20 protein-coding genes are annotated in these 20,336 nt (G+C 46.3%); 8 read left to right on the top strand and 12 right to left on the bottom strand.

All coding sequences use genetic code 11. The features are described 5' to 3' along the window. Positions 1-27 precede the first annotated feature (27 nt). Together HNR50_RS04455 and HNR50_RS04450 are read left to right on the top strand one after the other, a co-directional pair. Positions 28-1,236: a GumC family protein gene (locus HNR50_RS04455; protein ID WP_184744244.1), complete on the top strand. Its 1,209-nt coding sequence runs from the start codon at positions 28-30 to the stop codon at positions 1,234-1,236. After that, complete coding sequence (locus HNR50_RS04450) at positions 1,233-2,771, top strand: polysaccharide biosynthesis/export family protein (RefSeq protein ID WP_184744241.1); 1,539 nt, start codon at positions 1,233-1,235, stop codon at positions 2,769-2,771. The genes HNR50_RS04455 and HNR50_RS04450 overlap by 4 nt, the downstream gene beginning before the upstream one ends. A 26-nt stretch (positions 2,772-2,797) precedes the next feature. On the opposite strand, the gene HNR50_RS04445 is transcribed toward HNR50_RS04450, so the two are convergent. After that, on the bottom strand, positions 2,798-3,196 hold the full coding sequence (locus HNR50_RS04445; RefSeq protein WP_184744239.1) for a hypothetical protein: 399 nt from the start codon (positions 3,194-3,196) through the stop codon (positions 2,798-2,800). 196 nt (positions 3,197-3,392) lie between these two features. Here HNR50_RS04445 and HNR50_RS04440 point away from each other — a divergent pair, with 196 nt between their 5' ends. Further along, entirely contained in the window at positions 3,393-4,961 is a 1,569-nt protein-coding gene (locus tag HNR50_RS04440) for a class I adenylate-forming enzyme family protein (RefSeq protein WP_184744237.1), read from the top strand. Here the strand turns inward: HNR50_RS04440 and HNR50_RS22685 are convergent. Genes HNR50_RS22685 through HNR50_RS04425 form a run of 3 tightly spaced genes read right to left on the bottom strand, consistent with a single transcriptional unit; the run spans position 4,958 to position 7,214 of the window. Beyond that, positions 4,958-5,677, bottom strand: a complete 720-nt coding sequence (locus tag HNR50_RS22685) for a protein DA1 (protein WP_184744234.1) — start codon at positions 5,675-5,677, stop codon at positions 4,958-4,960. The genes HNR50_RS04440 and HNR50_RS22685 overlap by 4 nt on opposite strands. Beyond that, the gene (locus tag HNR50_RS04430; RefSeq protein ID WP_184744232.1) at positions 5,674-6,522 is read right to left on the bottom strand and encodes a DNA/RNA non-specific endonuclease; all 849 of its coding nucleotides are present in this window, start codon (positions 6,520-6,522) and stop codon (positions 5,674-5,676) included. Before HNR50_RS04430 ends, HNR50_RS22685 begins: the two co-directional genes overlap by 4 nt. 5 nt (positions 6,523-6,527) lie before the next feature. Then, positions 6,528-7,214 (bottom strand): Crp/Fnr family transcriptional regulator, encoded by a 687-nt coding sequence (locus tag HNR50_RS04425; RefSeq protein WP_184744230.1) that lies wholly within the window; start codon positions 7,212-7,214, stop codon positions 6,528-6,530. Between the two features lie 148 nt (positions 7,215-7,362). Between HNR50_RS04425 and HNR50_RS04420 the strand changes: the two genes are divergently transcribed. Further along, entirely contained in the window at positions 7,363-8,250 is an 888-nt protein-coding gene (locus tag HNR50_RS04420) for a DMT family transporter (RefSeq protein WP_184744228.1), read from the top strand. A gap of 45 nt (positions 8,251-8,295) precedes the next feature. Here the strand turns inward: HNR50_RS04420 and HNR50_RS04415 are convergent, their stop codons facing one another. From HNR50_RS04415 to HNR50_RS04390, 6 genes are all read right to left on the bottom strand, one after another. Then, positions 8,296-9,018 (bottom strand): GIN domain-containing protein, encoded by a 723-nt coding sequence (locus HNR50_RS04415; RefSeq protein WP_184744226.1) that lies wholly within the window; start codon positions 9,016-9,018, stop codon positions 8,296-8,298. 71 nt (positions 9,019-9,089) lie between these two features. Beyond that, a complete protein-coding gene (locus tag HNR50_RS04410; RefSeq protein WP_184744224.1) occupies positions 9,090-9,695 on the bottom strand; it encodes an HAD family hydrolase in 606 nt (201 codons plus the stop codon). 6 nt (positions 9,696-9,701) lie between these two features. After that, positions 9,702-10,445, bottom strand: a complete 744-nt coding sequence (locus HNR50_RS22550; RefSeq protein WP_184744222.1) for a hemerythrin domain-containing protein — start codon at positions 10,443-10,445, stop codon at positions 9,702-9,704. Next, entirely contained in the window at positions 10,424-11,821 is a 1,398-nt protein-coding gene (locus HNR50_RS04400) for a M1 family aminopeptidase (RefSeq protein ID WP_184744220.1), read from the bottom strand. Before HNR50_RS04400 ends, HNR50_RS22550 begins: the two co-directional genes overlap by 22 nt. Further along, positions 11,799-12,695, bottom strand: a complete 897-nt coding sequence (locus HNR50_RS04395) for an ABC transporter permease subunit (protein ID WP_184744218.1) — start codon at positions 12,693-12,695, stop codon at positions 11,799-11,801. Before HNR50_RS04395 ends, HNR50_RS04400 begins: the two co-directional genes overlap by 23 nt. After that, entirely contained in the window at positions 12,692-13,594 is a 903-nt protein-coding gene (locus tag HNR50_RS04390; RefSeq protein ID WP_184744216.1) for an ABC transporter permease subunit, read from the bottom strand. The genes HNR50_RS04395 and HNR50_RS04390 overlap by 4 nt, the downstream gene beginning before the upstream one ends. A gap of 168 nt (positions 13,595-13,762) precedes the next feature. Here HNR50_RS04390 and HNR50_RS04385 point away from each other — a divergent pair, with 168 nt between their 5' ends. Beyond that, positions 13,763-14,728: a GGDEF domain-containing protein gene (locus HNR50_RS04385; RefSeq protein WP_184744214.1), complete on the top strand. Its 966-nt coding sequence runs from the start codon at positions 13,763-13,765 to the stop codon at positions 14,726-14,728. 2 nt (positions 14,729-14,730) lie between these two features. Then, the gene (locus HNR50_RS04380; protein ID WP_246433865.1) at positions 14,731-16,446 is read left to right on the top strand and encodes an EAL domain-containing protein; all 1,716 of its coding nucleotides are present in this window, start codon (positions 14,731-14,733) and stop codon (positions 16,444-16,446) included. Here HNR50_RS04380 and HNR50_RS04375 read toward each other — a convergent pair. Both HNR50_RS04375 and HNR50_RS04370 read right to left on the bottom strand, forming a co-directional pair. Next, positions 16,443-17,453 carry a potassium channel protein gene (locus tag HNR50_RS04375; RefSeq protein WP_184744210.1) on the bottom strand — a complete coding sequence of 337 codons (1,011 nt, stop codon included), beginning with the start codon at positions 17,451-17,453 and terminating at the stop codon, positions 16,443-16,445. The genes HNR50_RS04380 and HNR50_RS04375 overlap by 4 nt on opposite strands. A gap of 1 nt (position 17,454) precedes the next feature. Then, positions 17,455-18,027 carry an FHA domain-containing protein gene (locus tag HNR50_RS04370; protein ID WP_221439780.1) on the bottom strand — a complete coding sequence of 191 codons (573 nt, stop codon included), beginning with the start codon at positions 18,025-18,027 and terminating at the stop codon, positions 17,455-17,457. A 95-nt stretch (positions 18,028-18,122) separates the two neighbouring features. On the opposite strand from HNR50_RS04370, the gene HNR50_RS04365 reads away from it, so the two are divergent. Further along, on the top strand, positions 18,123-18,659 hold the full coding sequence (locus HNR50_RS04365; protein WP_184744206.1) for a hypothetical protein: 537 nt from the start codon (positions 18,123-18,125) through the stop codon (positions 18,657-18,659). A gap of 116 nt (positions 18,660-18,775) precedes the next feature. Continuing rightward, on the top strand, positions 18,776-20,224 hold the full coding sequence (locus HNR50_RS04360; RefSeq protein ID WP_184744204.1) for a tetratricopeptide repeat protein: 1,449 nt from the start codon (positions 18,776-18,778) through the stop codon (positions 20,222-20,224). Positions 20,225-20,336: the final 112 nt, after the last annotated feature.

Genomic DNA, 20,336 nt, shown 5'->3' with positions numbered 1-20,336 from the left:
TCTTGCATTTGAATATAGTATCATACTATGGAACAGCCTCAAGTGATCGAAAACCCGGAAGAGAAAACCTTTATACAGACAATACTTAAATATGTCATGCTCCTACTCAAATATAAAGTCTTGATTATTACCGGCACATCGGTTGCAGCTGTTGCTGTTGTCGCCTTTGCCATGGTGTCGCTAAAGCTGCCGGCAGAAGTCAGCCCTATGCCCAATGTTTACCAGGCTTCGGGAGTTGTCCTTTTCCAGGAAGGGGGCAGTGAAATAAATATGTCTGCCATGCTGTCGGCTTTCGGGATCGATTCATCCGGAGCCGGTTCTTCTCCTTCCCAGCTGGCCATGCATATCATAAACAGCCGTTCGTTCATTGATGAAGTTATTGATCATTTTGGTATGATCGAAAAATATAATATCGAAGAAAATATTAAAAACCGGTCCAGGACTATTTTCCGGAATAGTTCCCAGAATACTTTTTATGATGATTCCGGAGCTCTGGTCATTTCTTATAGTGCTACAGATCCTTTCTTTGCTTCGGAAGTAGTTAATTATGAAATCGAGTTGCTTGAGCAGTGGTTCCTGGAACAGAATATTTCCGTAAGATCAAATGAACTATCTCTAATGGAAGAGAAACTCGAAGAGCTTTCTCAGGATATTAAGAATGTTGAGGCTGATATTGAAACTTTTCAACTGGAGCACGGTGTTCTCGACATCCGTGAAATTGCCGAAGCTCAATCCACTATGCTCACCGATCTCAGAACATCCCTTAACCAGATCGAGTTGCAGATTCGCTCCTATTCCGAGTACTCCACGATTGAAGATCCGGCGCTTACTTCTCTTAAAAACCAGAGGGACAATGTCATTACCCAGATCCGCCGGATTGAATCGGGTTATACCAGCAGTGACGGACGGACCATGCCATCCCTAGCGGAACTTCCCCAGCTTTCTTTGACATTTTCTCACTTAACGGCCGAACTGGAACTGAAAACCCAGCTCTACCAGACACTTTCTGAGCGTTATGAAGTGACAAAACTTGTCGCTGCCGATGCCGGTGCTTTTACGGTATTAGAATACGCCGAAGTTCCCGAAGAGAAAATCGGTCCCAGTCGGGGAAAGATGTGCATACAGGTTACAGCCGGTGCTTTTATTGCCATGATCGCACTGGCTCTAATTATTGAATATTTAAAAAAAATAATTAACGATCCTAAAAACAGAAAAATTTTGACAGGGGAAGCATGAAAAAACTTATACCATTACTCATTTTTACAATCAGTACTTTTCTCTGGGCTCAGCAGTTTACCATGCCGGGAGCAGGAGAACCTGACAACGGAGTAAGTCAAACACAATACATTCCCCAGGCTGTTCTGCCTTTGAGTGCAGTTCCGGAGACTGCTGAAAATCTTCAGCTGGCCATTTCCAATCGTCAATATCCTGTCACCCCTGGTGATGTTTATGAATTAACATTCCTGCTTGCCGGTGAAACAGTCTCCAATATTCTTCTTGTTGAAAGCGATTATACAATCAATATGACTATTTTCGGTAAGCTTAATGCTTCCGGTATGACTTTTGCTCAGCTTAAGCCTGTTATCGAACAGAAAATTGCCGATGCCTATCCCCGCAGTCTTCCCTCGTTGAATATTATATCTGTCGGTGTTTTTCAGGTCCCCGTAAGAGGTGAAATCCCTGAATCCCGATATGTTACAGCCTGGGGATTGTCCCGTTTGAGCGAAGTTCTCGACGGTATTCTCGGTGACTATTCTTCAGTCCGGGACATACAGATTCTCTCCAGGGATGGGGTTACGAACTCCTACGATCTTCTACTGGCCTTGAATCAGGGAGACCTTGCTCAGAATCCGACGATTCGTCCAGATGATACAATAATCATCAATCGTATTCATAGAGAAATTGAAATGAGGGGAGAGGTATATAAGCCCGGTGTTTATCAGCTTCTCGATTCCGATACAATAGATCACGTTGAACGTTATACAGGCGGTTTCACTCCCATGGCCAATGCGGAAAGAATTCGTATTGACCGGTTTACTGGAAACCATCCCAGTACTTTCTTCATTAATCGTGAGGACTATAGCCGCGAGTTCGAGTTCCATAATGGGGATATTGTCACGGTTCCTTCAATTATCAGGGTTCAGCCTGTTGTTTATGTGGAAGGCGGGATATTAAATTCCGAAGTTCTTCAGACTCTTGGTGTCGATACTATCGATCAAATAGAAGAATATGACCGCATATCCTATCCCATAAGCCTGGGAGAGACTCTGTATGATATTCTGGATTCTCTCCGTGATTCATTTGCTCCGTTTGCTTCACTGAGGAATGGATATATTCTCAGGGACGGAGTACCGATTGCAGTCAATATGGAACGGCTTATCTATAATTACGATATAGAAGATGATGTTCTGCTTGAGCCCTTCGATCAAATTATCATTCCTGTAAACAGGCCACTTGTTTATGTTACCGGCGCTGCCAATTTTCCAGGACCTTTTCCCTATAATCCAAATGCTGATTATATCTATTATGTTAACCAGGCAGGTGGATTTGATAATCTACGCAATAAAAACGGTAAAGTTATCATCACCGATTCAACCGGATCTCGGAAGAGTGAATTAGATTCCATTGAACCCGGAGATACAATCAATGCCATTTCCAATGATTTTCTCTATAATTTTAATCAGTATTTTCCGGCTATTGCGACGGGATTGGGGCTGATTACTACAATGATTTCTATTGCAACGGCATTAAACTATTCAGGAGCTGAATAAAATCAACCTTCTTCCCATGTGAGGTATCATCCGGTCTCAGGTTCAGCTGTATCATCGAGACTGGAGTGTATCTCCGATTCATTCCCTTCAAAATCTACCGCAGAGACTCCGAAATCCCAGCTTCCAGAGCCAAGTTGAGAAAATAATACTGTAAATGACAGTGTTTCCGATGACATAGAGTTCAGGCTGTTCCATGAAGTGTCTCCATGGGTTTTATAGTAAAGATTGTATGAAGCTGCAGTTCCCGGATAATAATCCCATTCCAGGGTAATTTCGGAGCTTGACCGGATTATTTGTTTTACTGTGTCGGTTTCCGGATCAGTTGAGAGTCGTGTAATTGTTGGCATAGCACATGAGAAAGCAAAAAAAAGCATTAGACCAAAAGTGCTAAATTGCAAAAAATATTTCATTTTAATTTTTGGCATCTATCCCCCTCCAATAGCTAATAATTGGAAAATATAGCACTTAAGTATTATAAAACAATAATATTAGAATAAATAAGATTAAATAAGTAATGATAAAGTATTACTAAAGGTAAAGCCTTAAAGACAATTGGGAAAATTTTAGTGAGGTAAAAAAAGAGGAATCCCTGTATCATAAAAAAGACATAAGGAGTTCTCAATGCAGGTTCACGATCTACTTAATTATGCCGCAATTAATTCCCCGGAAAAGGATGCCGTTTGGTACAAAGACGAATGGATGACATATCGTCAGTTGGGAGATGCTACCGATCGCATTGCTTCTTTTCTTCTGAATCAGGAGTTTCGAAAGGGCGATAGGGTGGCTCTTCTCCTGGAGAATTCCCATTTTTATGTTGCCTCCTATTTCGCTATTCTCAAGGCGGGCGGAGTTGTTGTAGGAATCAGTACTGATGCGACAGTTGATAGATTGCAGTATCAGATCAATGATTCGGAAGCTCGGATTCTTATCACCCAGACACGATTTATGAAGATTGTGAATCAGACCACAGAAGAGCTTACGTCCCTGAGAGCAATCCTTCTTGAAGAAAATACAGGAACAGTCCCGGAAAATGGGAGAATCCTGTATAAAAGGTATTCCGAATTGGAGTTTGCATCTGTTAGGAGAGAATTTCCCCGCACAATCGATATTGATCTGGCGGAGATTGTCTACACGTCCGGAAGCACGGGAAAGCCGAAAGGTGTCATGCTGACCCATCTGAATCTTGTTACCAATATGAAAGCCATCAGTTCCTACTTGCATATGACCGGAAATGACCGGATGATGGTCATTCTGCCGTTCACATACATTTACGGTAAATCTCTCCTATTGACCCATGTATTAAAAGAAGCTTCGGTCGTTATAGACAACCGCTTTGTTTTTCCAAACAAGGTACTGGATACAATGGAGGAGCTGGAAGTAACAGGCTTTTCGGGAGTCCCTTCCACATACATGATTCTTCTGAACCGATCAACAGTTCGAGAGAGAAATTTCTCATCTCTCCGTTATGTAACCCAGGCGGGAGGCTCTATGGCTCCTGTGGTCCAGGAAGAGGTCGTCAAGGCTTTTTCTCCGGCGCAGTTGTACATTATGTACGGAGCAACGGAAGCGGCTCCCCGGTTGTCCTATCTTGAACCGGAATATCTTTTTGAACGGCGGGGATCGATCGGAAAACCCGTGGATAATGTAGAATTGCTGGTTTGTGATTCTGAGGGGAATGAGCTTCCTCCCGGCGAAGTCGGGGAGATTACGGCCCGGGGGTCAAATATCATGATAGGCTACTGGCGTGATCCCGAAGAAACAGCCAAAGTTCTCAGACACGGAATGTATTACACGGGAGACCTCGGCAAAGTTGATGAAGATGGTTTTTTCTATGTAGTCGGACGTTCAAAGGAGATGATTAAAGTAAAAGGATTCAGGGTCGGGATTAAAGAGATTGAAGATGCCATTCTGGAACTGGAAGATGTTGTCGAGACTGCTGTTGTCGGTGTTGATGATCCTTTGACTGGAGAAGCGATCCTGGCTCTTATTATTCCCAGAAAAAAAGATTGGAATGGTAAAGAACAAATTCGTAATCATTTAAAGAAAAGAGTCCCCGCTATCAGCCAGCCGGCTTACATAGAATTCAGAGATTCATTTCCGAAAAACAGTTCCGGAAAAATTCTAAAGGCTCAGATTAAAGGGGAAGAAAACAAAAAGGACCGTTCCGGTAAAACCAGCGTGGTTTCCTAGCGTTTCTGTAGGTACTCCAGCCAATACGGCACCCCATGCCCCTCAACCATTTTCAACACCTTCTGAAACCCCTTCCCGTAAACCGGACTTCTGTCCTCCATCAGCTCATGAATCCGATAAGCCGCTTCCGGTGAGTTCAAAGTCTTCAGAATCAGATAGGCCGCATAATTACAGCTTCCTTCCTCCAGTCTGGGTGACAGTCCCGTAAGCCCCCGGCTGTAAAACCAGATATGCATCAGCTCATGGGCGCAGGCGGAAATAAAGGACGATTCCGGCATTCCTTTCAGGATATAAATCATCAGCCTGAAATCCGTCACCTTCCCGTTGACTGTCTCTTTCGTATACCGGGCGAATCCTCTTGTTTCCGATTTCGATCCCAGTTTTTTCAGGCGGCTTCTGTCGATCAGATAAAATTCCGGTTTGAAGGGAGATATCTCAATACCCTGAAAAGCCAGTACATCGTGAACAAGCTGAAGAAGCCTCAACCCCTTATCCTCTTTATCAACGGAGGTAGCCTTGCACAATCCGCAAATTCTCCGGCCGTCGCTGTAGGTCATGCCGCCTTTCGTCAGCTCCCGGGAGATCAGCCGTCCGCAGTAGTCGCATTGCGGTTCCCGGTTCAGATGAACGGCGCAGTACATGTTCCCCCAGTAGTCTCTGAAATACTGGTCAGTCACGGGGCGTTTGCAATATCCGCAGAGGGGGCGGTTTATCACCAGTTTATCTCCCCGTCGAGTTGCTGGTTGATCCTGTCCTTATTGGTGAAAACGAAAAAGGTCAGGCCTGTTAAATCTTCAATCCGGTTCAGATCCGTCAGAAAGTCAGCCGGTTCCTTTTCCTCTTTGGGCAGGATGTTGGGAATGAGAAAAGTGAGGGTATCGATCATGTAGTTGTTTTCTTTGATGATGATTTTAAACAGCGCATCGGGTACGGCGGCTTTTTTTTCATTGTCCTGACCGAGCCAGAGGGCCGGCGTTCTGTTGAAGAAAACCGGCCCGGTGATCACCCAGATCCTGCCGTAACGGTCCGCCCATTCATTGGCATCCTGTTCCAGCGTTTTCCAGATGCCGTTGTTCTGCCATTGGAGCTGCGGTACGGCATTGAGCACCGTATGAGTATTGTAAGCCGCGTCGGCGCTGATTCTCTCGGCCGTGTCTTTCGGGCAGAGATGCCCCCGGACAAAACGGTAATCGGTTTTAACTTCCTTAAGATCCCTGACTCCCGATACGGCGTAGGTATCGTCTTTCGGGGCAATTCCCGCCTCATACAGGTTCCGGTCGCTTTTCCATGAGGGGCGGTCTTCCAGGGGATGATCGGTCTCAAGCCGTTTTATCTCATAGGAGACCCATTCCGCTATGCCCCATAAATCACTCACTTCATCGCCGTTATTGTCATCAGGGCCGTCAAAGGAGACGGTGTAGGCGGCAAATTCGAAAAGCTGATCCTTCGGTTCGGTCACCCACCGGTCGTGTTCGTAATTACGGTCCAGAATAACAGGTTTCAGGTCGAAATCGCCTGCGAAGAGTGGTAGGGATATAAAAAAAATCAATAATCGCTTCATATTCCTTAAGTATAGATTTCCCGGGCCATTTCCTTCAATCGCCTGTAGTCTCTAATTTCAATCCGCCTGTTCTTTTTCTCTATGATTCCCCGTTCCGTAAAATCTCTTATCGTTCTGGTCAGATGGCGATAGCTTGTGCCAAGCAGATCGGCCAGTTCGGTCAGGTTATCCGTATAGATTCTGTCGACGGTCGTCTCATCTTCTCCTTTTTCCGAGATGGCGATGAGATAGCTGGCCAGGCGGTTTTCCAGGGGATAGGTGAGGTTGATGGCGCTGGAGATATTGAAATTCTGCAGTTTTCCGCTGAGGCTGCGGCAGAAGTATTCCAGAAGGGAGGGATTGTTCCGGCAGGCCAGCTGCATTTTTTTCATTTCAATGGCCAGGCAGGTGACTTCGCTGATCGCCTGGAGGTTACAGACCGAACGCCTGTCGGAGAAGAGCTCTACATCGCCAATCACATCGGGGGGAGTGTAAAACCTGACCAGTAGAGATTTCCCGTTTTCCTGAAGGGAATAGACTTTTCCTTTTCCCTCCACAAAGAAATAGAGGTATTCCAGATATTCGTCGCTGCGGACAACGTGCTCTCCCGCTTTGTACCGGAAAACTTTCAGATCCTCTACCACTTCTGCTGGGAGAAGAGAATTCAATCCGTAGCGGTTCAGATAAAAGCTGATATTCACCTGTTCGTTCAAAATTACCCTCTTTTTCTCGAAAATGGGACATATGTCCTAATTGAATTGTAGGAGATGTTCTATTAATCAGTCAATGAAGCCGCCCGTATCCTGCAGTTAGCTCCTGATTTCGGTACGGGTCCGCTTCAGTTCAAGGAGTTCACAGCCCATGTACAAAGCCGCAGCCTCGCTGGTCGGGGTGTTTATCGCTTTTATGGTAATTTCCAACGGAATTCTCTCTTCGCATATCGGGAATCTTCTCTCTCTACCGGTTATCCATCTTTCAGGTCTGTTGATGGTATCGATTATTCTGTTAATATCCGGGGAGAAAAAGAGCCGGGAGAAGGTACCTTTTTACCTCAATACGGGCGGGCTTTTCGGTGTTCTGCTTGTTCTGTTCAATAATTACTGTTTCGATCAGCTCGGAGCGTCCCTGACACTTTCTCTGGGAATTATCGGCCAGACAATCGCTTCCATGATTGCCGATTCGACCGGTTTTCTGGGAATGGAGAAATATCCTTTTAAAAAAAGAAAGCTTACCGGGCTTTTCTTTCTCCTGGCCGGCGCAGTTGTCATGACCGATAGCTGGAAAGGCGATGTCATTCCTGTCATTATGGCTCTAACTGCCGGGACCTTCGTTATTTTATCCATGATTATCAACAGCCGATTGTCTCTTCTCATAGGGACTTTCCGGGGGGTACGAAGGAATTATCTGGCCGGTTTGGCAGGTTCGCTTTTGGTTCTGATCATTCTAAGGCCGTCACCCGAGCCGCTTTTGAATGCTTTTAACATGGTTCATCCCATTTTTATTTTCGGCGGCGGCTTTCTCGGTGTTCTGATCGTTGCGGGTAGCAACAGAATCCTCCCGGAGATTCCCGTTATCTATGCGTCGATCCTTCTGTTCGCCGGTCAGGCAGTGACGGGTATTCTTTCAGATCTGATAGTTGCGGGAACTCTGCCGCTGAACAGGCTTTTCGGTGTCATTCTGGTGCTGGGGGGATTATTTATCAATATGATCCTGGAAAAAAGGAGTAGCCCATCGGTCCAAATGGTCTGAAGGACTTTCATGAAAAGGCCCGGGCAAACCCGGAGCCTTATAGAATCAGAGGTGATTAAGCGAAGAACCGCCGCTGATGACCAGGCTTCCGAGATTCGGACTGCCTGTATAATACAGTGTCGATAAGCCGGCTACATTGCCATTGAGCCATCCCGAAGCATTGATGTAGGCATCGCTCACGCCGTCCACCAGGACAGTCCCGCCTGTCATTGCCACGCCCCGAAGATCCGCCGTGCTCACGCCATCGCATACAAGGTTCAAATTCCCTATTGAGCTGAGTGACGTTATTTTCAGATAACTGGTTCCCTTTACCTCGCAGCTCATATCCTGTGAACTGATGAAATCGATTTCCGCGCTGCTCACCCCCTCGATTACGGCGCGGAAGGTCCCCGTACTGGAAAATCCCGATACCTCAGCTGATGAAACGCCATCCACTTCAAGGTAAGTCAACTGCGGCAAAACGACCGTAGCGCTGAAATCCATACTCTGGTAACTGTAGCCGGATGCCAGTTCTATATGAAGAATATTGCCGCTGACATAGGTTTCGACATAGGGCAGGATATTATCGTCAACCGTAATCTGAACGGTGAAATAATCTCCCCTCATCACTTTGACATCGCAAGTGGAGTCAACACTGACTGAAGTGAAATTATCCAGAGCGTAGGTGTTTGTTACAAGATATCCCGATCCCCGTATGCCGAATAAGGCGCAGCCGCTCAGCAATATTAAAAGAAGAAGTATAGCGCTTGAGATTTTCAGATAGGTCATATTTTTGTCTCTCCTGTTTCAGGTATATCTGTTTAACCCTGAAAGAGAGAATAAATGTTACTCTTTTATTGTTATTCTTCTGCCGAAAGCCTGGAGTTCAGCTCTTCCTTGAGCATTTCCGGTTTTTCCAGATGAATCACTTCCATCCCCAGCTTTTCCGCCGCCTCGGCATTGGCCAGCGAATCATCGATAAAAAGCGTCTCTTCAGGGATCAGATTGTGTTTCCCCAGAAGAATCGTGAATATTTCGGGATCCGGTTTGATTTTCTTCACATGAGCCGAAACGACGCCGCCTTCGAAATGATCGAAAAATGAATAGGCTTCTTTAGTTCTGGAAAACAGCTCTTCGTGGTAATTGGTCAGATAGAATAGCCGGTATCCCTCCGATTTTAAGTCATCGAGAAGCACTGTATTCTCTTCAATCTGCGTGAGAATGGGCATAAAATCGCTGAAGCGGTCAATGAGAATTTCCTGCCCGGGATTCCTCTTCTTTATGGCTTCTATTGCCTGTTTCGCTGATATCGTCCCCCGGTCCAGTTCGACCCACTCGGCGCTCCGGAATATTTCTTCATAAAGGAAATCAGCTTCAGCGGTTGAGCATCCCTGAGAAACCAGATAGCTGTATGGTTGAAAATCTATGAGAACGTTGCCGAGATCGAAAATAATATTTTTTATCATAAATCCTCAAATCATTTTAAAAAGTATGCTGTTTTCCATATGAATGTGGAGAAAAGTATCCTTTTCCAGTGCATCCATCCTGGCATAGAGTTCTTTCAATTCAGCTGTGGCATCGACAGGCTGCATGAAGTGATCAGTCATTCTGTTGATATCTTTCAGAACCTGTCCCGTTCTGTCGTGTTCATCCATGGCCCGTTCCATGTAGTCGACGCACTTATGCCTTATTTCCGCGCTGCGGTTTCCGCTGTATTCTTTCAGGAGAGGAAACAATTCCATTTCTTCCTGACGCTGATGGGAGAGGATTTCCTCCTGCAGCTCATCGAAGATTTTTTCCAGGGATTCCAGTTCCGGTGTCAGTTCAAGCGAATCGAAAAGGCTCCTTATTTCCTCTATGGTCTTTTCCATAAAACGGTGGTGCTTTTTTTCTATATGATCGATTATTTTATCGATGGGTTCGTTCTCCCAATAGATGACTTCGGGTTTCGTCACAATATACTCGTCTATTGCCAGATTTATATCGGCCGTCACGTTCTCGTAACTCAGTCCGGCTCTTTCAACGGCGTCTTTCAGAGTTATGCCGCCTTTGAACGTGTAATCCAGATGGTATTGATTCAATATATCAACGATGAAGGGATAAGTTGTCGCCAACTCACTTAATGTTTCTTTTCCCTTAATGTAATTCATTCTTGTAAGCCTCTCTTTCATCATAACCTGTGAAAGACCGGTTGTCACGTTTCTCCGTAAACCCACTCTCTGAAAAGATCATCCCCTTTCTCTCCGAAATAGCCGTACATATAATCCCGTAGCTTTTCCGTATCCATCCTGTCCCAGCGGAAGGTTCTCTGGTAATCGAGGATAAACTGTTCAAAAAGCTCTTCTCCGAAGTAACTTCTGAGGGTAAAGAGGAAAAGCGGTCCTTTTCCATAAGGGATGGCGCCGTATTCCTTCCCTTCGTACTCATGGACACTCAGGTTCAGGGGAATAGGGGCTTTCCTGACCCGGGTCCAGCGGTTTTGAAATGAAGTGATCATGGAATTCCCCGCTCGTTCGCCGTAAAGCTTGTTGAAATAGAGCCAGGTGGCGTACTGGGCAAAGCTTTCGTCCAGCCAGGGTTCCATGACGGGGTCGTTCCCGACGAGGTTGTAAAACCACTGATGACCGATTTCGTGGGCTATGACGATCTGTAGCGCATGGGAATCTTCATTTGTGTAATAATTGTCATTGAGGACGATGATTCCCGGATATTCCATTCCGCCGGCCTGTGGTCCCAGAGGTCCGCTGACAATGCTGAGTGTATTGTAGGGATAGGGCCCCAGATGCTTCTCAAATATCTTCAGAGCCTCTTCCATTGCATAAAGAGAGTCTATGCCCTGCTGCATTTTCCCTTCGGGATACCATGAGGAAATTCTAATCCCCTCATGAACTTTGGTCACCATATCCCATTCGGCGGAACCAAGGAGGTAAAAATCCCGGACCGGACCGGTGGATACCCTGCAGTTTATCCGGTCTCCTGTTTCTGATTCCCTGATAACCGGTCCGCTGGCGGCAAATCTGAGGCGGGAAGGCGCTTGAAACGCAACATCGAAGCGGCTGAGTATGGATTCTATGGGATCACCGTGGGAGGAAGGCTCAACAGGAGCGAAGGAACCCTGACCGTCCAGGGGAATGGGCATGGGGTAGAAATGGCCGAGCGCCACTGTGTTATCGGTTCTGAAGAAGATTCCCGGTAGTTTTAATGTCCGGGGGATCGATCCCGAGAACGCCAGTTGCACATCATAATTTCCTCCCGGCTGTATCGGCTGGGTAAAATGTATGGACAAAATGGAATTTTCAACCTTCCACTGCGGTTCCGACTGTTCGGTGGAAACCTTACTGATCTCCAGGTTGCCTCCGGTCCTTTCGGGCAGAAGAAAGAATCCGATGCTCTCCAATTGCGCAGGCTGATCATTCGTGCCGTGGAACTTCATGGTTCCGCTGTAGGTTTCCAGATTGTTATCCAGGGTGAAATCAATTTCAGCTAAAGCGCATTCGGCCTGCTCAATTTCCCTTAATTGTGAACAGGAGAAAAAAAAGAGGATAAAAAGACTGACAAGGCAGGTAATTTTAAAGGAAGGGAGTTTTGCCATATTTTTCACCGTAATATTTTTCAATCCCGTGGAGGATGAGGTTCAGGGAAATGAGAATGAGCAGATAGGCGGTCATCGGGACAAAAAGCATCCAGGGCCGGTTGTTTATGGAGTTTTTAGTCAGAGCGATAATGCCCATCCATTCATTTGTGGCGGAATGTAGCAGAGGTGGACTTTCTGTTGCAATTGTGCCCCCCAGAAATATCGAAAAAATTGCCAGCTGGCCAATCAGATTCAGAGAGCTTATAACTTCGGTCATGAAAACCGTAAAGGTGGTGCCGCGCAAATGGGGGAAAATATGGCGCAGAGCGATTCGGAATCCTCCTGCACCGCAGGAACGGGCCGCTTCGATATAGGTTTCCTGTGTCTGAAGCCAGGTTTTCTCCTGTATGGCGGCGATCACACCGGGGATTCCTATTAGAGCGATCATCGATGTCTGGATAAAGAACAGTTTCCCCGTGCTGATTGTTGTGTTGAAAGTCATACCGGCCAGGATGAAAAAAAGGATGACGAAAGCGGGGATCGCCCCGGCCGATTCCATTTTTCGCGAGTTAGGTTTTTTCATTCCCGCAGCTATACCCCAGACCAGTCCGGGAACAATTCTCAAAAGCGCAATGAGGAAGCAAGCGCCGATTGTATATTTGGCACCGTAGAGAATCATGGTCAGGAAATCATACCCGTCTTTGTCGGTTCCCAGAGGATGCCGTTTGCCGGGCAGTTCCGGGGCAAAGATGTATTCGTTACGGCCGTCCACGACGACGGTTCTGACAGATTCAGAAAATTCGGGATCGTAAGGGGCGAAACGGGGGCCGAATATGGCTATGAGGATTAATATCAGGAGCAGGGCTATGCCGAATCTGAATTCCAGGTTCACAGAAACCTCCTGGCCGAAGCTGCCCCCCTGATCAGAAGACGGAGAAGCAGATTGATAATCTGGTAGATCGCAAATATATAGAGCAGACAGGTCACGACGAAATCGAATTGATATCCTCCGCCGCTCTGAAAGGAGAAATGGATCATCACGTGGGTTATGCCCTTTATGAAAAAGAGATTCTCCGCTATGAAGACATTGGCCAGAACCAGCATGGCCACTTTTGTGGAATCAGCTGCAAGCCCGGGAAGGAGGGCCGGAATGAGGTGGAGGATAAAGGTTTTTCTTCTGGTAATGCCTTTCGCTCTGGCAAACTGAATGTAATCATTGCTGCTGATTTCAAAGGCGGCGCGGCTCACTTGTTTGGTTACATAAACGACTGGATAGAGACTCATGGCAATGAGAGGAAGCAGTACGGGCAGCTCGTTGGTCATGGCGATCTTGGCGAGCCGCCTTCCCGTAAACTTCATAAAATAAATGGCAGTGAGCTGAAGCAGAAGAATAATGAAGAAATCGGGAATGGATCCTATAAATGTCAGAATGCTCTGCGACGGAGAATTGAGCTTCTTAAACCTGAGAATTCCAATGGGAAATCCCGCTGCGACTCCGATTAATGAAGAAATTCCCGCATAGAAGAGTGTTACCAGAAAATAAGGGGGAAGTTCCTTGAAGGCATGCCACTGAAACTGTCCTACATTGAATATAAAAGAGGAACCGTCGAAAAGACCTTTCAGATAATCCTTTGTCAGCAGCAAGTAGAGAAAACGGAACCTTACCCGCCCGTCACTGTTTCCTATTATAAGAGGCATGGACGCCATAAGAAATATAAGAAACAGTGGCAGAAGAAAGCTGTAAAATATAAATTTAAGAAAACGGCTTGTTGAGTTAATCCCTTTATTCATCTAAAAGAATGGTATGCCCGCCCGTCTGTTGAGTCAAGGAATAAAGATCTCTATAATAGGAAGCCTTTAAAGGAGAAACTGCTGAAAAACTATTTTGATCTGGTTACGGATGTATACTCACCGAAACCCGAATATGAAAGAAAGAAAGCACGCTATACGGCCTTCTTTATGGCCTGTCTCGTTCTCTACATTATTCCCGCCTTTATAATAGACGGGATTACGGGAAATTTTACGCAGGCCGGGGTTATCAGTACAATTATCTATTATGGTTTTATCGCTTTTCTCTTTATTTTCCTCCGGAAAGGGCATATCCATTTTGTGACGACGGCGCTGCTGGCAGCGGGATTTCTTAAAGCTCTGGAGTATTTTTTTGTAGCCGAAGCATTTGTATTCTATATCCATATATCCCTTGCTCTGATTGTTGCCACCTCGATTCATGTGCGCAAGTATCAGCTCTATCTGGGGTATTTCCTTTTCAATTTGCTGATTGTCATGCGAATCCCCTATGTTATGATATTGGCCGGTAAGGGCGTTCTCAGCGAGGGATCGGTAGTCGAAACAGCCGAGGCGATATTCGGTTCTCTTTTTATTACGCTATCCATGAATTTTCTTTCGCAGATAATAGACCGCGAAATTGAAAACTCCGTCAGCCTCGAAAAAATCGCTTCCACCGATACACTGACCGGTTTGCTGAATCGGAGAAAACTCGAAAACTCCTTCAGGCATCCCGGACTGGAAGGGATCAATGTTCTCATGGAAATCGATCTCGATTTTTTTAAGAAGGTGAATGATGATTTCGGCCATGAAAAAGGCGACGACGTACTGGTTCAATTTTCCTCTATCCTCTCATCGATGATCCGTGAATCGGACAGTTGCTATCGATGGGGCGGGGAAGAATTCGTGGTTCTGCTCAACGAATTATCCATTGATGAAGCTCTGGCTATTTCCGAGAGATTGAGGGTCTGCGTGGCCGGGACGGATTTCGGTCTGGACCGTCCCATGACGATCAGTATCGGCGTGGCAGCCAAAGCGGATGAACGCGAACCGCTGGACTCCATGTTCAGAAGGGCGGACAAAGCGCTTTACAGGGCAAAAGAATCGGGAAGAAACAAAGTAGAGGTGGAAGCGCTGTGACAATGAAAGAACGGTACAAGCTTCTAAGGTCGGATCCGGGACTCTATTACAGAAACAATATCGATTCTATTGATATCTCGCCGGAAGGCGATATTGAAGAGATGATCGCTCTGCTCATGGCCGGTTTGTCAATTTATAATGGTGACTTTTTTGTCAGGCTCTCCAATATCATTCTCAATCACAGAGATTTCAGCAACAGCCCCGAATATCAGTTTTACTATCATCTGTCCCGGTTCTCTTATTTCCGATACATCCAGGAGATGAATTACGCTCTGGAGAGCATTCAGAAAGCCTACAAGCTGAGCCTCATTCTCGATGACACTTTTTATATTGTTAAGGCTCTGGGCCAGCTCGCCACCCTTTACAGCATTCTGCAGGATTACGAAACGTCATTCTTTTATCTTGAGCAGGCTCTCGAATACGGCGAAACATTGGAAGATAAAATTCTCTTCGCCGATACCTACAATTCTCTGGGGCTTCTCATGTTTCACCAGAAACGGTTTGAAGACGCGTTGAAAGCCTTTACCCGGGCCCTGGATCTTTATGAAAAGGAAAAAGAAAAGGAACGGCACCTCAATTTTGTCATTCTGCTCCTCAATACGGGAGAAACGCTTATGGAGCTGGGGGAGAATACCGAAGCGGAAACGTTTTTTTCCAGCGGCATCCGCATCGCCGAAGAGAGGGATTTCGTCGATTATTTCGGTCAGCTGATTCTGCTTATCGCTGAAGTCTTCTTCCGCCGGAAAGAGTTTGATAAATCCTATAATTATATGAAGCGCTTTATTTCTCAGAGCGACAGGTTCCGGGAGGATAGAAACCGGGTTCATAAAATCCACGACAGAGATAAACTGAAAGAAGAGATCATGACTCTCAATACGCTCAGGCAGAGGAACGAAGAACTCAACAATAGACTGAACAACCTCTACGACAGGCTTGACAGCCGGGATCGCGAGGAACTCCATGCGGGCGCTCTTTTCGAAGAAATCTCAAAGGCCATGAATGACGGAGAACTGCACAGCTGGTTCCAGCCTCAATGGTCCTTGAAGGAGAAGAGGTATATCGGCGCCGAGGCGCTTATCCGATGGATAAAACCGGACGGATCCATATTCAAACCCGATACTTTCATCGATATAATCGAAGAGAGCAACCTTATCCATAAGCTTACAAAAATCGTTGTCAGCCAGGCTTTCAGTTTCTGTCGTTATATGCGTGATCATATTGACCCTCATTTTATCGTGAGTATCAATATTTCTCCCTACGAGCTTCACCACTTCGATGTCCTGACGCTTATCGAAAAGGAAATGCTCCTCAAAGGCCTGTATCCTGAAAATGTTGAGATTGAAATTACCGAAAGGACCTTTCTCGACCGCAACCCGCTTTCGGTCAACAAGCTTTATCAGCTAAAGGAGATGGGGATCCGCATTGCTCTCGATGATTTCGGCACGGGATATTCCTCGCTTTCCTGTCTCAACAGAATCCCTTTCGACCGGGTTAAAGTAGACAGAAGCCTGCTACTCAATGCAACAGCTATGGGAAAAGGCGACCGGATGCTGGAAAGCATTATCAGGCTGTTGCACGATCTGGAATATCCTGTCGTTGTCGAAGGGGTTGAGAAAGAAGACCACCTGGAACTGGTTAAAAAACTCGGCGCCGATGAGGTTCAGGGTTTTCTCTTCAGCAAAGCTGTCCCGCAGGAGAGCTTCCTCAGGCTTTTCTAACCAATATATTTCTGAAGATTCATTATCTGTTCCGTATTCCCCAGAGCAATGAGCCTGTTTCCCGGCTGCAGTGTCATGGATGACAGCGACGCCATCTCAGACGAATTCATTCTGGTCCGGCCTTGGCTGTCCAGTATTCCGATTATGATAGCTCCCGTATTCTGGCCGATATTGCTCTCTTTCAGCGATTTGCCTGTCAGCGGCGAATGGCTGCCTATCTCCACCGAGTCTATATGCATCAATTCATCGCCTCCCGATGTGAGCACATCGAGAAAATCGACAATGGACGGATGCGTGCTCACCGTTGCCAGCCGTCTTCCGGCAATCTGCTTGGGAAGGATGACACGGTCGGCTCCGGCCGTTTCAAGTTTTTTCACTGCCCGTTCGTCCGAAGCTTTGGCGACGATTCTCAAGGCTCCGTTTAACTGCCTGGCCGTCAGAACCGCGTAAACGTTCTGCTGGTCTGTTGAAAGACAGGATACCAGACCTTCCGCTTTGTTGATCCGCGCTTCTTCAAGAACGCTCTCTTCTGTGGCATCGCCTGAAATAAAGACATAGCTGCTAAATAGCTCTTTTTCCGTTTCCGGCAGGTCATTATCGACAATGACAAAGGGGATTTTTTTTCTGGAAAACTCGGCGGCGGTTTCCCGGCCCACATCTCCGAATCCGCAAATGATATAGTGTTCTTTGATTAAAGAGAGTATCCGTTTCATCCGTCGCTCCTTAACGGTTTTGCTCATATGCCCTTCGAAAAAGAAAGAGAGAAGGGCCGTCAGGGTGAATCCGACGGTCAGAATGCTGACAGTCAGAAAAATCATCATAAAAATCCTGCCCTCCGGAGAGAGAGGATGGATTTCACCGAAACCCACTGTCGAAATAGTTACGAAGGTCATATACAGGCTTTCATTCAAGGTCCAGCTTTCTATGATCATAAACCCTGCGGTTCCGGCGGAAATGAGAAAGAGAATAAAGAAAAGTGCCATTATAAAGCGGCGTAAAGGCGTCATTTCAACTATTGAATTCCCGGAAGCTTGTTGCCAGTTCTATGCGGGAGTGGCTTCCCGTCTTTTTGTAAATTTTCAAAACGTGGTTTTTAACAGTACCCGGAGAGATGAAGAGCTTATCTCCTATGTCCTGAAGATTGAAACCTTTGACAAGGAAATATAGTATTTCCGTTTCCCGTTCCGACAGTCCGTAGTGAGCTGAGAAATCGAGCTGCCCGTCTCCAATGCCGACAAGAGTGTGTTCCTCCTGCTCTCCTGAAGCAGGCATCCCTTCGGAAACGCGGAATTCGGTCTGGCCTATTTTCAGGAGGTCTCCGTGCCGTAAAAGTGATCTTTCTTTTATCCGGCTTCCGTTGACGAACGTTCCGTTGCTGCTGTTTAGGTCCTGTATATAGAGGTCCTCCCCGTCGAAATTCATTCTCGCATGACGTCTGGAGACAGATCCCGATGACAGGATCAGGTCGCTGGAATCGAGCCTTCCTATGGAGAAATTTTCATTCAGGGGAATGATCCAGGGAGCTTTGTCCCGGGTTTCCCCTTCGAGGTACCATTGAGTCTTTTCTGCTTTATCTCTCATACATCTAAGCATAACCCCGATCGTACCGAACAGCATATTTTTTTCTCTGCCGCCGGGGGATATTTTAAAAAAAAAAGGAAAAAAAGGAGCTGATAATGGAAAGCACTTCAATAACAGGGTTGCCTGAGAATATTCAGAGCCATCTCAACAGCGTTATAAAAACTTTCGGACTCGATAATGATGAGCAGACAATGGCCCGGCTGGTGCGGGGATGGCAGGATAAAGAGGAATCTTTCCGGGACCAGATGTGCAATATGGGAATGGATGAAACGGGAGAGTTTGACAGCGACGATAAAAGGGGAGCCCTGGCTCTGACATACTCCGGGTCCCTCATAAGCATAGGGCCTATGGTCGAAGGCGACAGAAAAGTGGATTACACCAGTATCGGGTTCAGGCAGGATGTTCCCGAAACGCTGACGAAAGAGGGTTGCACACTGGCGGAAAACATGGTTCTGGATAGGGGAATTAAATTTCTCGACGGGCCGATAAAACAGACTTCGCCTCTCTATAAAATCGTAGTCTGTCCGGAGGATCTTTCAGCATCGGACCAGGAGGATCTGATCGAACAGGCCACGACCATGATTATCGATTCCTTTGCGGGAATCAATCAGGACACAATGCTTCTTGAGTAGTAGTCAAAAGTAGTACTCATTAGAATCTGTTTGTAACCGCCTCATACTCCCGAGGCGGTTTTTTCATAAATAATCCTTATGGCTACTCCTGTCCCGCAGTTGTATAATATTCTAATATGAAAAGGTTCAGACTCTTTGGCTTTTTAATTTTTTGTCTACCGGCTGCGGTTCTCGCACAGGATACAACAGAACAGTTGCAGGAGAGAATTGTCGAACTGGAAAGCCTGGTTTCCATCCTCCAGTCCAAACTGGGTGAGGTCGATCTTCTCAATTTCATTCTTGTCGCCATTTTCGGAACGGTTTTTCTCATAATCCTGCTGGTTTCCAATTATTCCTTTCGCCGCAGGATTTCCCGTGAGCTGACAGCTTTGAAAAGGCAGCTTCTCGGAGGTTACAGAGAAAAAATCGCTCTGATTATTCCCGATGATGCAGCCGGAAGAGAACGCGAGGTCTTAATGATTAAGGATTACAGCCGTAATCTGGCTGAACTTTCTGTTACGGAACGGAGTTTTCAGCCCGGAGACTGGGTTATGCGCGGCCTTGAACTCTTTTACAGGGAAGATCCGGAGCAGGCTCTCGATGCTCTTGATAAGGCTCTCTCCGGGGGAAGCGATTCCCTGAGGCTACATTTCGCCAGAGGTCTCGTGCTCAGTCAGCTGGAAAATTATGAAGAGGCCGCAACAGCTTTCAGAAGGGCGGCGGAGATTTCTCCCGATACAGCAGAAGTATATTGCAATCTCGGAATTGTTCTGGAAGAACTGGAACAGAATGAAGAGGCTGTCGAATCATTCAGGAAAGCCGTGGAATTGAAACCTGATTATCCCTTAGCCTATAAGAAACTGGGACTGGATCTGAGAAAACTTAAAAGAGAAGAGGAAGCCGTGCAGACTTACGGCAGAATGGGAGATACCCTTGTCCGCCTGGGTCGTGAGGATGAAGCGATCGAAGCCTACAGCAATATGGCTGTGGATTTGATCAAGCTGGTTCCCGAAGAGGAGAATCCCCTTTCCCATGGGAAAGTCGATCTGGAAATGCTGGAGCGGGAGCAGGAGGCGCTGGACAGCTACTATGCCATGGGGAGTAAATTTTCCGAGCTCGGCCGCAACGAAGAGGCATTGGAAGCCTATGAGGAAATCCTGAAAATCAAGCCCGATGACCGCGAAGCCCGTTTCTGCCGATGCAGGATTCTGGCCCGGCTGGGACGTTATGAAGAGGCGTCCGACCATCTGGTCAGTCTGTTGGAAATGGTTCCCGACTTTGCTAAAGCCTGGTATCTGCAGGGTAAAGTCCTCAATATACTGGGCCGTGACAGAGAAGCAGTTGACGCTTTCAATAGAGTTGCCTCACTGAAACCGGATCATGCCGATACCTATCAGAAGCTGGCTTCAGTTCATGCGGAGAAAGGCGATAAAGAGGAAGCTCTTGTTAATCTGGAAAAATACCTGAAACTGACTCCCGATGAAGTCAACAGGAAAATCAGCACAATGGCCGGTCTGGAAAATCTTAAAACAGATCCCGGTTATATAAAGCTAGTAAAGAAATATAATTCGAGGGCTTCCGTATAAGTCATAATGATAATCAGTTTTAGAAAATTAGGACTTGCATATATTAGATGAATAATATATATTGATAAATGATTTCAGCACTTATGCATATAAATCATTTTCACAACCTTCT

This window comes from Spirochaeta isovalerica (genome assembly GCF_014207565.1).
Taxonomy (GTDB): Bacteria; Spirochaetota; Spirochaetia; order DSM-2461; family DSM-2461; genus Spirochaeta_F; species Spirochaeta_F isovalerica.
Note: the sequence above shows the minus strand (reverse complement) of the source record. Positions and strands in the feature narration are given on the sequence as shown.

Excerpts from the sequence above, each read along its gene's own strand:
- HNR50_RS04455 (WP_184744244.1), top strand. The coding sequence starts at position 28 with ATGGAACAGCCTCAAGTGATCGAAAACCCGGAAGAGAAAACCTTTATA.
- HNR50_RS04450 (WP_184744241.1), top strand. The coding sequence starts at position 1,233 with ATGAAAAAACTTATACCATTACTCATTTTTACAATCAGTACTTTTCTC.
- HNR50_RS04445 (WP_184744239.1), bottom strand. The coding sequence starts at position 3,196 with ATGCCAAAAATTAAAATGAAATATTTTTTGCAATTTAGCACTTTTGGT.
- HNR50_RS04440 (WP_184744237.1), top strand. The coding sequence starts at position 3,393 with ATGCAGGTTCACGATCTACTTAATTATGCCGCAATTAATTCCCCGGAA.
- HNR50_RS04430 (WP_184744232.1), bottom strand. The coding sequence starts at position 6,522 with ATGAAGCGATTATTGATTTTTTTTATATCCCTACCACTCTTCGCAGGC.
- HNR50_RS04420 (WP_184744228.1), top strand. The coding sequence starts at position 7,363 with ATGTACAAAGCCGCAGCCTCGCTGGTCGGGGTGTTTATCGCTTTTATG.
- HNR50_RS04415 (WP_184744226.1), bottom strand. The coding sequence starts at position 9,018 with ATGACCTATCTGAAAATCTCAAGCGCTATACTTCTTCTTTTAATATTG.
- HNR50_RS04410 (WP_184744224.1), bottom strand. The coding sequence starts at position 9,695 with ATGATAAAAAATATTATTTTCGATCTCGGCAACGTTCTCATAGATTTT.
- HNR50_RS04400 (WP_184744220.1), bottom strand. The coding sequence starts at position 11,821 with ATGGCAAAACTCCCTTCCTTTAAAATTACCTGCCTTGTCAGTCTTTTT.
- HNR50_RS04390 (WP_184744216.1), bottom strand. The coding sequence starts at position 13,594 with ATGAATAAAGGGATTAACTCAACAAGCCGTTTTCTTAAATTTATATTT.
- HNR50_RS04385 (WP_184744214.1), top strand. The coding sequence starts at position 13,763 with ATGGCCTGTCTCGTTCTCTACATTATTCCCGCCTTTATAATAGACGGG.
- HNR50_RS04380 (WP_246433865.1), top strand. The coding sequence starts at position 14,731 with ATGAAAGAACGGTACAAGCTTCTAAGGTCGGATCCGGGACTCTATTAC.
- HNR50_RS04375 (WP_184744210.1), bottom strand. The coding sequence starts at position 17,453 with ATGACGCCTTTACGCCGCTTTATAATGGCACTTTTCTTTATTCTCTTT.
- HNR50_RS04370 (WP_221439780.1), bottom strand. The coding sequence starts at position 18,027 with ATGAGAGATAAAGCAGAAAAGACTCAATGGTACCTCGAAGGGGAAACC.
- HNR50_RS04365 (WP_184744206.1), top strand. The coding sequence starts at position 18,123 with ATGGAAAGCACTTCAATAACAGGGTTGCCTGAGAATATTCAGAGCCAT.
- HNR50_RS04360 (WP_184744204.1), top strand. The coding sequence starts at position 18,776 with ATGAAAAGGTTCAGACTCTTTGGCTTTTTAATTTTTTGTCTACCGGCT.